The sequence below is a fragment of the Candidatus Cloacimonadota bacterium genome, from assembly GCA_020532085.1.
Classification (GTDB): Bacteria; Cloacimonadota; Cloacimonadia; order Cloacimonadales; family Cloacimonadaceae; genus Syntrophosphaera.
The window spans coordinates 41318-55467 of record JAJBAV010000010.1 but is presented as its reverse complement, the minus strand read 5'-3'; the positions used below and the strand labels follow the sequence as shown (position 1 = coordinate 55467).

The following is a 14150-nucleotide window of genomic DNA, read 5'->3' as shown; positions in this document are numbered from 1 at the left end:
CTAGCGCACCACGATCTTCGCCAGCACCACTTCCAGATCCGCGTTCTTCAGATTCTTCTTCCAGTGCGCCCGCAGCCGCAGTTGCGGCACCAGGTTTTTGTTGCCGCAAAGGATGTAGGATTCGCTGTCCGGGCACTTTTGCTTGAGGAAATCCCCCAGTTCGTTGTAGAGCCGTTCCGCGCTGCTGCTGTCCTCCAGCCTCACCCCGTAAGGCGGGTTGGAGATCACGCAGCGGCCGCTTTCCCGCCCCAGGTCCTGAAACCGGGAGGCTTGCAGCTCGACTCTGTCCCCGCCCGGCAGCAGGGCCAGGTTTTCCCTGGCGGTCTGAACATTGCCCGCGTGCATGTCTGAACCTTGGATCAGGCCTTCCGGCAGGGGGCGGATCTCCGCGTCGGCGGCTGCTTTCACTTTCTTGAAGAGGTCCGGGGAGTGGTCTGGCAAAAACTGGTAACCGCTGTCCTGCCTCAGCCAGGCCGCCGGGACACGGCAGAAATGCATCAAAGCCTCCGCCAGAATGGTCCCGCTGCCGCACATGGGGTCCAGCAGTTTTCTGGAGCCATCCCAACCCGACAATCTGATCATCGCGGCGGCCAGGGTTTCCTGCAGCGGGGCGGCGCCGCCAGCCTTGCGGTAGCCGCGTTTGTGCATGCTCACGCCGGAGAGGTCCAGCGAAATGGTGGCCCGGTCGGCGTGGAGGTGGAGGTTGAAATTCACCGGTGCCTGCCTGGTGCTGAAATCCGGACGCTGCCCGGTTTTGTCGCGAAAGCTGTCGCAAATGGCGTCTTTGAGCACTTGGCCCGCGTAAAGCGAGTGCCGGATCCTGCTGGAACTCACGTTGGCCTGGATCCCAAAACTGGTGTCCACCGGAAACAACGAGGCCCAATCGATCAGGTCCCGCGCTTTGCGGTAAAGCAGTTTTTCGTCTGGACAGGCAAAGGTGGCCAGCGGCGCCAGCACCCTCTGGACCAGCCTGGATGTGTAAAGCACCCGGTACAGCGTTTCCTGATCGCAACTGAAATGCAGTCCCCGCGGAACTTCCCGGCCCACCCCGGCGCCGAGTTCGCCCAGTTCCGCCGCCGCGTGGCGCTCCAAACTTCCCGCCACTATCGCGAAATAGCTTCCCTTTTCTTGATACTCAATTGTTTTCATCACTCCAGACGAAAAGAAAGGGCCGGTTTGTCAATCAAAATCGGGACGAAGGGGGGGGCGCCCACGCCGTCATCCCAGCGTCGGGGTGGGCCGGGAAGTTCCGCGGGGATTGTAGTAATAGGTCGATCCGTCACATGCGCCGCGGTAGGCTTTGAGCATGTTCTTGAGCAGACTTTCATGTGGTTCCTCCCATGGAATTTTTTAACACAGAGGCTCAGAGGCTCAGAGGCTCAGAGAAAAAGAGGGGGTGGAAGGGAGGGAGCGTGGGGGCTGGCTTCGAGTGAGTCACGAGCATCGCCGGCAACAAAGCATGTTACCGCCAAAATATCCTTTCGCCCATGCTCTCTGCGTTCGCCGTTCGCCAGGCTAAGCCGACCAACCACCACCTTTTCCTCTTTTCTCCGTGTCTCCGTGCCTCCGTGTTGTGATTATGCTGTTTTGCGTTACGCCGATGATTTCGGACCCCGAGGTGGCCTGAGTCTGGGTTGGGCTATTCCCGCCAGGGCTGGATTCCGTCACTGCGTTCCGGAATGACGCGGGTTCGGGGCGTTGGTTGGCAATGACAAGCCTCGCAGAGGCGGCAGAACGATAGCGAGGATGCGGACGAGCGCAGCGAGGCAAGCCCCTCGGGATCGTAGCCCAAAGAAAACATAAGCCCCTCGCGAGCGATATAATTTACGGGGGATTCTGTCGCCCACAAGGGGCTCTGTCTGGCCTCCCTCGCTTCTGTCCGCCCTCCCCACGCGCTGCTGACGTCCCGCCGATCTCCGGTTTCGGGCATGGCTTGGACGTTGCTTGGACATGGGTGGGGGATCGAGGGGCGGGAAGGGGTTGAGCCCAGAGGGCGTAACAACTTAGCCCAGGGTGAAGCGCAGCGGAACCCTGGGGTGTGGAGACATAGGATGAATGCAAGCCCCGGAGGGGCGGCACAAATGATTGCAAAATAACAGATTAGGTTAGTGTGTCGCCCCTGCGGGGCTTCGTAACCTATTTATGTCCCCTTGACCCGGGGTTTCCACCCCGGGCTAAGATGTGTCGCCCCTGCGGGGCTGATCTGCCTCATTTGTATTGGTGACCCGGGGTTTCCACCCCGGGCTAAGATGTATCGCCCCTGCGGGGCTTTAGGGGAGGGAAGGGATCAAGAATCACAATGGGCAAATTCACACTCTTCACAACCCTTCACAAACGGTTGTGAATAGTTCTAATCCTTTACTGATCAGCGTTACAGGCTAACCATTCACAAAAATTCGCTACTCCCCTCCCGCCGCAGCAATGATGCAGGAATCCCTGATGCAGATGTATAACCATATGTCATATATATAGATATAGATAATATATGTATCATAGTTTAATATATAATATAAAGATTAGCATAATGCACAAGGACTCTATCCCGGAGAGAGAGGAGTACCGATATTTTGTGAAAGAATGGCTTCAAACCCTTTTCTATAAAGGGTTAGAACTATTCACAGCCATTTGTGAAGGGTTGTGAAAGAATGGTTCATGGAACAGAAATCTGACGAACTGATGGCGGTAAATATGTCAATCAAACTCTCGAAGCCGTCAGGAGAGGACAGTCAGCGAATTCCGTGGGAACCGGAACACCGGATTTATCCGGTCGGTCCACCGGATTCATCCGGTTTTTGCCGATGGACTGACAGGCCTGGTACGCAGCAGAAGATTTCCGGATGAATCCGGCGGTCCGACCAGTTGAAACTGGTGTTCCGTATTTGCTAACCAGCAGGTCCACCAGTTTGCGTTCTCCGGCGAGGCGGTCCTGTTCGCTCACGATCTCCAGGAAGGGGATGGTGGTGTTGAAGTAGAAGTCGCAGAGGTAGAGGGCTTGGGCGGCGGTTTCCTCGGATACGCGGAAGTCATCGAAGAAGCGTTCGCAGCAGCCACGCTGGATGGCCTCAAAGCCATATCCAGAGTAGCCTGGCAGGCCATATGCCGTGGGTGGTTACCCGGTCTGCCCCAGCCGCGGGATGACGGGAGGCTGGAATTATTTCTACAAAAGGGGGCGAAGCGGACAAAATATTCATTGACAGCATCAAAAGGGGCGATAACTTGACATTATGACTAAAAGTCCGTATTTGCACAACATTTTGTCAGGCTCCGTGGAACCGGCGTTTTGCCCGGCGCCACGGAGCGCATACATTGTCAACCACTGCCCCGCGCAGTCTTGGAAGGAGATAGAGCATGAATAGATTTTTGTTGGTTTTGGTCGTGTTGCTGAGCGCAATCGCTCTCTTCGCGCAAACAAGCGAACTGGCCGCTGAGGCCAATCCGGAAATTCCTCCGGAAATCCTGGAGCTGATCGCCGGTCATGATTCCCAGCGGACGAGCTTTTCCTTCAACACCGGCTTGGAAGAATACAACATTCCAGATTTGACCGATGTTGACGATCCCGAGACAGGCCTCTTTTACGAAGATCTGGCCTGGACCAAAGATTTCACCCGGCACATCAACAATCCGGAGAACATCGCCCTGACCTTGGATCTTCTGTATCCGTCCGAGTATTTCACATTAACCGTTCCGGACCCTGGCAATACCCTGAAACTTCAGTTCCAACCCATAGAAGAGAACTGGTTTGGATCGGAAGTTCTGATTCTTAAGGCAATAGACAATTTGACAGGCGATTACGCCTATGGCATTTTCCGCGTGAATGTGACCTCCGTGCCAGACCCCCCCGTCTGGAGCGGTTTGCCGGATGGGAACATCTTTGTAACCAACGAAGAAACGGCGCTGCAGATAGAGTTTCAGAACTACGTGAGCTGCATCGACTCGGCCGATCCCACCAACTTTGACCTCAATGTGCTGTTTGCCGAATATCCCATCGACGTGACCCAGGAACCGCCCTCCACAGGTTCTTTGGTTACTTTCACGCCCCAGCTGGATTACAACGGCATGGCGACCTACGAACTCACGGCAGTGGACCGGCAGTCAAACGCGTTCAGCTCGCAGACCATTTACATCAACGTTTTGGGGGTCAACGATCCCCCGGAGATAAGCCTCTGGCAACCTGAGGAACTTACCCAAAACATCGACCAGGGAAGTTTACTGGCTTTTTCCGTGACCGCGGACGACGTGGATAACGACGCGCTTACATACGCCTGGACCCACAGCGGCAGCCTCAACGGCGTGCCTTTCTCCGATGTGGTTTCCACCACAGCCGGTCTGGACCTGCAATTTGACATTCCCGGCACGCAGAGCATCAGCTGCGAGGTCTCGGACGGCCAGGCCACCGACAGCGTGGTTTGGAGCATTATCGTGCGCCCGAACGGACCGCTGTTCGATCCCCAGGGCGGCACCTACACCAGCGGGATCAGCGTGACGCTGGCACCGCCGGCGGGATTTGAAACCGCCGTCATTCATTACACCACGGACGGCAGCACGCCCACGGAAGCATCCACGGTCTATACCGCTCCCATAGCGGTGGACGCCCTTCCGAACGCGGAAAACAACGTGACCATCCAGGCTTTCTTCAGCTATCCGGGTTTCCCACCCTCGCAGATCGAGAGTGAAAGCTACCGGATCACCGGAACCTTGGCCGAGCCTGTGTTCGCGCCTCTGGGCGGGCTGTATTACGCGCCGGTGGAGGTTGCCCTGAGCAATGCCAATCCGGCGGCCGTGATCCACTACACGGTGGACGGCAGCGATCCCAGCCCGGGCGCTCCGGGAACCCTGGAATACGTGCTGCCGATCACGGTGGGGGCGGAAACCACCCTCACCATCAAGGCTTTGGCCACCCGGGAAGGATGGCTGAACAGCACGGTGGCTGCGCAAACCTACATCGTTACCGGCGCGGTGCAGATCGTATCCCACACCATGACGCCGCCGCCGCTGCCGGACGGTGATTTTTACCTCATCGACCAGGGCCAGTATCTGGGGGTGGAGATCACCGGACTGAGCGTGGCCCCGTCCAGCGCGACAGTCTATTACACCCTGGACAACAGCCTGCCCGGCCCGGACAATCCCAACGCGCAAGTTTACGGCAGCGGACAGCAGATCCAGCTCACCAACCCCAGCTGGATCACCTTCAAGGCCTATCTTGCGGACTGGCAGGCCAGCGAGACCTACAGCTACTACTACGATGTGCGCAGCAAGACGGTGATGCTTACCTATGCCAATGGCACCGTGTTCGATCCCGCCCCGGGCTACAGCACCACTCCGATCTTTGTGAGCATCAGCGCTTCCACCCTGCCTTCCGGAGCGTCGGTTTATTACACGCTGGACGGCAGCGATCCGGACCCCGGCACTTCGCAGCTTTACACCGGGCCCATCCAGATCGACGCGACCACCACCATCAAGGCCCTGGCCCAGTATCCCGGCCTCTATCCCAGCGACATCCAAGCCGGCCTTTTCACAATTACGGGGACCGTGGCCGCGCCTGTGTTCGATCCCCAGCCGGGCAGCTTTTCCTCCGCGCTCCAGCTCACGATGACTTCCAGCACCGACGGCGCGGTGATCTACTACAGCCTGGACGGCAGCGAACCGGCCCCGAACACGCGCGCGTCCTTCCTCTATGAAGGACCGGTTGACCTGGGCAACGGACTGCACCAGGTGCGGGCCCGTGCCTTCAAGGAATTTTGGGATCCCAGCACCATCACGGAAGGAACCTACAGCATAGGCATCCTGCCCGCGCCGGTCTTTGATCTCGCGGAAGGCCTCTACTTCGATCCGATCGTAGTCCACCTCAGCGTTCCGGGCGCGCCTGAGGCCTCCATCCACTATACCACCGACGGCAGCGAACCCACGGACGCCTCCACCCTCTATGACCCCGGAACCGGCATCCAGATAGGCCTTCAGACCAGTTTCACCATCAAAGCCATCGCCGTGCAGGCCGGCTGGATCAACAGCGCTGTGGCCCAGCGCAGCTACCAGGTTACCGGAACAGTGGCCACGCCTGTGTTCACACCCGACGGCGGCACCTATTCGGTTTCCACCACTGTCACCATCACCTCCGCCACCGCGGATGCCGTGATCAGATACACTCTGGACGGGGAGGAGCCAACTTTGTCTTATGGCTCCACCTACGAAGGGCCAGTCTTCATAAACAGCAGCGCCACCCTTCGGGCCAGGGCTTTCCGCACGGACTGGCGTTCTTCCGAGATCTACGGCGCCATCTACACCATCATCGGCAACATCGCCAATCCGGTGTTCACCCCCGGCGCCGGCACCTACACCAGCCCTGTGGATGTTTACATATCCGTCAATCCGCCCGATGCCACCATCTATTATACCACCAACGGCACGGAACCCAGCCAGAGCAACGGCAGCACCTACGTGACCGGGAACCCGGTGCTGGTGGCTGCCGACGTGCTGCTGCGGGCCAAGGCCTTTAAAAGCGGCTGGAATCCCAGCGGGATCACGGACGCGCAATACTACATCACCGGCACGGTGAGCGCTCCGGTCTTTGACCCGCCCTCCGGGCAGTATGCCACGGCGCAAACCGTTACCCTGTCGGCAGTACCGGCCACAGCGCAGATCATCTACACCCTCGACGGCACCACGCCCGCCCAAGGCAACGGTTCAGTTTATGACGGCCCGGTCACCGTTTCAGCCAATACCATCATCCGGGCTTTCGCCTGGCTGGAGGGTTGGAACGATTCCCCCGTTTCCACGGCTTCCTATGTGATCAACGGTCCGGTGGGCCAGCCCATCATCAGTCCCACCGCGGGCTATTACAACGCCCCGCAGACCGTGAGCATCAGCGTGATCCCGGCCGCGGCCACCATCCGCTACACCCTGGACGACAGCGAACCCAGCCTGGTGAATGGCTTCACCTACACCGCGGCGTTCCCTATCCAGGGCCACACAGTGGTGAAAGCCTATGCCTATCTGGACAACTGGCTGGATTCCGACGTGGCCACCGCGGAGTATTTCTTCGTGGTGAGCAATCCGGTGATCACGCCTTCCGGCGGCAGCTTCGCCGCGGCGCAAACCATCTCGATGAGCGTGGGCACAGCCGGCGCCAGCATCCGCTATACGCTGGACGGCTCGAATCCCACCCCGGAGTATGGAGACCAATATCTGGCCCCGTTTGAGCTGACGGCCAGCGCGACAGTGAAAGCCATCGCCTACCGCAGCGACTGGATCAGTTCGAACATTGTGTCCCAAAGCTACGTGATCAACGGGCCTGTGTCCGATCCCCTCTTCTCAGTGGCCCCGGGTGATTTCACCGCTCCCTTCAGCGTGAGCATCACCACCCTTCCGGCCAGCTCGACCATCTACTACACCACCAACGGTACTGATCCGAGCGACACGAATGGCCTGGTTTACGGCAGCCCTCTGCTGATCCAGCAAAACACGGTTCTGAAAGCCCGGGCTTACCGCGCCAACTGGCTGCCGTCCAACATCAGCAGCGCGACCTACAATTTCTTCGCCAGCCCGGTGAGCATCGTTCCCAACGGCGGCACTTTCACTTCCAACCAGAACGTGACCCTGAGCACCATAACCCCCGACGCGCAGATCTATTACACCCTGGACGGCAGCGATCCCGTTCCGGGAAGCAGCCCGGCATACAATCCCTTCATCCCGGTGCTGGTGGACCACGATCTGGAGCTGAAGGCCGTGGCAGACAAAACCAACTGGTATCCCTCCGCCATCACCAGCGCGACCTTCGACATCAACATCCCGCTGCCGGATGTGGCCACGCCGGTGATCCAGCCGCCCAGCGGAGTGTATAACACGGTCCAGACCGTGACCATCTCCACCGCCACACCGGAAGCGACGCTGGTGTACACCACCAACGGCACGGATCCAGCGCTGGACAACGGCACGGTTTACACAGGCAGTTTCACGGTGTCCAACAACGTGATCATCAAGGCCCGCGGCTTCAAGGACGGCTACGATCCTTCGCCGATCACCACCGTGCAGTATGTGATCGTGATCCCGATCGAAACGGTGGAGACGCCTGTTTTCGCGCCCCCCGCCGGTATCTACAGCGAACCTGTGCAGGTGACCATCAGCACCCAGACCCCGGAGGCCTCGATCCGCTACACCCTTGACGGCACCGAGCCTTCCGAGACCGTGGGTAACCTTTATCTGAGCCCGGTTAACATCTCCCAGACCACCACGATCAAGGCCATCGCCTTCAAGACGGGGATGAACACCTCGCTGATCTCCAACGCCAGCTATGTGATCAATATCATCGTTCCGGAAGTGGCGGCGCCGATGTTTTCCCATCCCTCCGGAACCTATTACCAGCCCATCGACCTGAGCATATCCACCACCACGGAAAACGCTCAGATCCGCTACACCACAGACGGTTCGGTGCCCACTCCCACGCAAGGGACAGAGTATCTGGCCCCGATCAACATACCTTCCGACACCAACCTCTTCATCCAGGCCATTGCCTACCGCGACGGCTGGAACCCCAGCCCGGTGGTATCCGCGAGCTACAACGTGACCGGCACCGTGGCTGACGTGAGCTTCAGCCCCGCCGGCGGCATCTACACGCAGGCCACACCCGTGGTCCTGACCACCGCCACCGCCGGAGCGACCATCCATTATACAACTGACGGCAGCGAGCCGGATGAGGATTCCGAACTTTACACCACGGCGATAGTTGTGCAGCTGAACAGCACGGTGACCATCAATGCCAAGGCTTTCAAAGCCGGATGGCAACCGAGCACCACCACCCACGAAAGCTACACCGTTACCGGCCAGGTGATCATCACGCCTCCGGTCTTCAGCCTTACCTCCGGTGTGTACACCAGCCCGCAAACCGTGGCGATCAACACCCCCATCCCCGCGGATGCCATCATCCGCTACACCACCGACGGCAACGATCCCACCAGCACTTCAGAGATTTATGACGGTCCCATCGATCTGAGCCTGAATCAGACGGTCACGCTTAAAGCCAGGGCTTTTAGGGAAAACTGGATCCCCAGTCCGCTTTACAGCTCCACCTACGTGATGACGGGACAGGTGACCCTGCCCACAGTGCTCTTCGCTCCGCCCGCCGGGACCTATCAGACGGCCCAGGCGATCAGCATCAACCCGCCTCTGTTGCCCACGGACGCCACTTTGCGCTACACCCTGGACGGCAGCGAGCCCAGCCAGTTCTCACCAGCCTACACCAATCCCATCCAGTTGGGAACTAACAGCACCACAACCATCAAAGTGAAAGGGTTCCGGACCGACTGGACGCCCAGTGAAACGGCTTCCGCGACCTATGTGATCACCGGCCAGGTGGCATTCCTCACCCCGGTGTTCACACCCGCCCCCGGAGTCTATACCACAGCGCAGCAGATCCATGTGAACGACACCCTGCCTGCTGATGCCATTGTCCGCTACACCATCGACGGCACCGATCCCACCGAGCTTTCCCCGCAGTACACCGATCCGATCAATCTGCCCCTGGAAACTTCGCTTACCCTGAAAGTGAGGGCTTTCAAAGCCAACTGGACACCCAGCGAGATCCACACTGGAAACTACACCACCACCGGCGCCGTGACCATCACCCTGCCGGTGTTCACGCCCGCTCCGGGGCTCTATACATCGCCGCAGGCCGTGGTGATCAACACCGCCACCATCCCAACCGGAGCGGCCTTGCACTATACGCTGGACGGCAGTGACCCGAATGAATTCTCTCCAGTTTACAGTGATCCCATCCAGGTCGGCAATGGCCAGACGGTCACCATCCGGGTGCGGGCCTATGCCGCCAACTGGCAGCCGAGCCTGATCCACACCGGAGTTTACACCGTAACCGGCCAGGTGACGATCGCCCAACCGGTGTTCACTCCGCCGGAAGGAACCTACCAGACCGCGCAAGTGGTAACGCTGAACACCCTCACCATGCCGGCTGGAGCGACTTTGCGCTACACCCTGGACGGCAGCGAGCCCAGCGCCAGCTCTCCGGTTTACAGCACCGCCATCCAACTTGCTTTGGGCACCATGACCACCATCAAGGTCAAGGCTTATCTCACCAACTGGCTGCCCAGCCAAACTTACAGCGCCACCTACAACATCACCGGCGCCCTCAGCATCGTCGAGCCCGTGTTCACTCCGGCTGGCGGAACTTATCAGACAGCTCAGTCTGTGGTGATCAACACCGCCACCATGCCTGCCGGGGGAACGGTGCGCTACACAACTGACGGAAGCACCCCCACAGCCTCCTCGCCGCAGTATCTTACCCCGATCGGCATTCCCCTGAACACCACCACCACCATCAAAGCCGTGGCTTTCCTGGCGGGTTGGGCCCCCAGCCAGGTGTATTCCTCAACCTACACAGTAACCGGCCAGGTGCAGCTTCCGTCCCAGGTTTTCTCACCTGCCGGCGGGACCTACCAGACAGCCCAGGCGATAACGCTGAACACCAACACCACCCCCGCGGGCGCGACTTTGCGCTATACCCTGGACGGCAGCGAGCCCAGCCAGTTCTCACCAGCTTACACGGTTCCCATCCAGCTGGGTTTGGGCAGCAGCACCACGATAAAAGTGAAAGGTTTCCGCGATAACTGGATCCCCAGCACCACGGCGACCGCTACATATCTGATCACAGGCCAGGTGGTCTTCCAGACGCCGGTGTTTTCTCCCGCGCCAGGAGTTTACGCCACGGCCCAGCAGATCACGGTGAACGGCACCATCCCGACGGACGCGGTGGTGCGCTACACCACCGACGGTAGCGATCCCACCGAGCTTTCCCCGCAGTACACCGCCCCGATCAACCTGCCCCTGGAAACCTCACTGACCCTGAAAGTGCGGGCCTTCAAAGCCAACTGGACGCCCAGCGCCATCCAGACCGGAAACTACACCACCACCGGCGCTGTGACCATCACCCTGCCGGTATTCACTCCCAGCCCGGGACTATACACTTCGCCGCAGGCTGTGGTGATCAACACCACCACCATCCCTGCGGGCGCGACTTTGCGCTATACCCTGGACGGCAGCGACCCGAACGAAAGTTCGCCGGTTTACGGCACCCCCATCCAGGTGAGCAACGGCCAGAGCGTGACCATCCGGGTGCGTGCCTACGCCGCGAACTGGCAACCCAGCCAGATCCACACCGGTGTCTTCACCGTCACCGGCCAGGTCTCGATCTCTGAACCGGTCTTCACACCTCCCGCGGGCACCTACCAAACGGCGCAAGTGGTAACCCTGAACACGCTCACCACCCCGGCCGGCGCGACTTTGCGCTTTACCCTGGACGGAACAGAGCCCACTGCGAGTTCGCCGATCTACACCACCGCGATCCAACTGGCCTTGGGTTCGCAGACCACGGTCAAGGTGAAGGCCTATCTCACCAACTGGACTCCCAGCCCCACCTACAGCGCCACCTATAATATCACGGGAGCGCTCAGCATCCTGGAACCCGTATTCACGCCAGCTGCCGGGACCTATCAAACCGCCCAGTCGGTGGTGATCAACACCACCACCAGTCCGGCGGGAGGAACGGTGCGTTACACCACCGACGGCAGCACTCCAACAGCCTCTTCGCCGATCTACACAACTCCGATCATCGTTTCGCTGAGCACCACAATGACGGTGAAAGCCATGGCCTTCCTCACCGGCTGGGCCCCCAGCCAGGTCTATTCCGCCACTTACACCGTCACCGGCCAGGTGCAATTGCCGGCCCAGGTCTTCACGCCCGCCGCTGGAACTTACCAAGCCGCGCAAACGGTAGCGCTGAACACGAACACCACACCCACTGGCGCCACCCTTCGCTACACTCTGGATGGCTCGGTGCCCACGGAGAATTCCCCGGCTTACACCGCGCCGATCAATCTGCCCCTGAACAGCACGACCACGATCAGCGTGAAAGCCTTCAAGATCGACTGGACCCCCAGCGCGACTGCCACCGCCACCTACGTGATCACCGGCCAGATCGTGTTCCAGACTCCGGTGTTCACCCCCCCCGAAGGGATCTACCAGACCGGACAAATCATCACGATCTCCGAAACTATCCCGGCTGACGCGACCATCCGCTACACCACCGACGGCACGGAACCCACGGCTTCTTCCACAATGTACACTGCCCCGCTCAGCCTGCCTTTGAACAGCAACACCACTTTTAAGGTGAAAGCCTTCAAGACAGACTGGATCGCCAGCGCCACCCATACCGCGACCTACACCATCACCGGCCAGGCCAGTATCCAGGCGCCGGTCTTCGATCCCATCCCCGGCACCTATGCCACTGTGCAGACAGTAAGCATCAGTAGCAACGTGGTTCCCGCCGGAGCCCAGATTCGCTACACAATCGACGGCACTGACCCCACGCCGGCTTCAGACCTCTACACCGCGCCGATGCAGTTCCCGCTGTTCACCAACATCGAAATGCGCGCAAGGGCCTACGCCACCAATTGGACCCCCAGCCCTGTGTATGTTGCCAATTACACCTTCACTGGAACAGCCACCATTCCCGATCCTGTCTTCACCCCGGTTGCCGGAACCTATGCCTCGGATATCATGGTGGTGTTGAACACGCAGACCGTGCCCGCCGGAGCAACGCTGCTCTATACTCTGGACGGCACTGAGCCCGAATCGTCATCAACGCATTACACCCAACCGATCCAACTCACCGCTCCCGGCGATTATACCCTCAAGGTCAAGGCGGCCAAACAGGACTACCTTCCCAGCCCGACCTATACCGCGCTGTATCAACTCACGGGTCAGATGCAGCTGCTGCCGCCTTATCTGGATCCCGCTCCGGGAACTTACACAGAACCCATCAGCGTAAGCCCCTCCGGCGGCACCAACCCTGCCGGCGGAACGATCCGCTACACCACGGACGGAACCAATCCCACCGAAAGTTCGCCAGAGTTCACGGCTCCTGTAAACATTGGCCTGAACTCCATCGGTTACACGATCAAGCTCCGCGCTTACAAAACCGGCTGGCTGCCCAGCGTGGTACAAAGCGGCGTATACAACGTGACGGGCCAGGTGCAGCTGCCGCAAGCCATGTTCAGTCCAGAACCCGGAACCTACCAAACCTCGCAAAGCGTAACCCTGGCCGCGGCCACCCTGCCGGCGAACGCCACCGTCCGTTACACAACGGACGGAACAGAGCCCACGGTTTATTCGGCGGCTTACACAGCGCCGATCACCCTGCCGCAAAATGCCACTACCACCCTCAAGGTCAGGGGCTTTGCCGACGGCTGGATCCCCTCGGAAACCCAAACCGCTGTTTACACCATAACCGGAACGGTTTCCCCGCCAGTATTCTCACCTCCGGGAGGCACTTACGGCGCGCCGGTCTTCGTGGTGGTCTCGTCTCCCACCGAGGGTGCCGAGATCCGCTACACCACGGACGGCAGCGATCCCACGGCTGCATCCGAGCTCTACACCGATCCCGTGATCGTGCCCAACTACGCTCAGAACTTCGTGATCACGGCCCGGGCCTTCAAAACCGACTGGACCCCCAGCCCGGCGGCCAGCGCCACTTACACCATCTTCTCCGCGCCGGTGGATGTGCGTGGTTTCAGCTATGCCGGTTACATCCGCGTGTTGTGGAACCTGCCCGGGGCGGGCAAAGGTCTGGACGGCTTCAACGTTTACCGCCGCAAACTGGCGGAAACGGCCTACACCCAGATCAACACCGCTCTGGTGAACACCCAGGTGGACGGTAACTATTACTTCGACGACTACAGCATCGAAATGGACGTTTCCTACGAGTATTACGTTACCGCGGTGTACGACGGGGCTGAAAGCCCGGCCAGCGCTTCCACCGTGGAATACTACCAGTCGCAGGACCTGGATATCAGCGACGCCTCATACGCCTGGCCGAATCCCGCCATGGAGCAGACCGAGATCGTGGTGATCCTCAACCGCAACAACAACGTCACCCTCACCGTTTCGATCTACGATTTTGCCGGCAAAAAGGTCCGGACCATCACTGAACCGCCCCAGAATTCAAATCAGATCAGGATTCCCTGGAATCTCAGAAACACCTCCGGTGCCAAAGTCGGCCGGGGAACCTATTTTGCCCGTGTGGTCGCCAACGACGGCGTGAACAGGTCCGAACGCGTGATCAAGATCGCGGTCAAATAAGGAGGCAA

At 59.6% G+C, this 14150-nt stretch carries 2 protein-coding genes; one reads left to right on the top strand and one right to left on the bottom strand.

Features of this window, described 5'->3' with window-relative positions; genetic code table 11:
- The gene (locus LHW45_04100) at window positions 1–1149 is read right to left on the bottom strand and encodes a class I SAM-dependent RNA methyltransferase (GenBank protein ID MCB5284758.1); all 1149 of its coding nucleotides are present in this window, start codon (window positions 1147–1149) and stop codon (window positions 1–3) included.
- A gap of 2199 nt (window positions 1150–3348) precedes the next feature.
- Here LHW45_04100 and LHW45_04095 point away from each other — a divergent pair.
- Entirely contained in the window at window positions 3349–14142 is a 10794-nt protein-coding gene (locus tag LHW45_04095; protein MCB5284757.1) for a chitobiase/beta-hexosaminidase C-terminal domain-containing protein, read from the top strand.
- Window positions 14143–14150 lie beyond the last annotated feature (8 nt).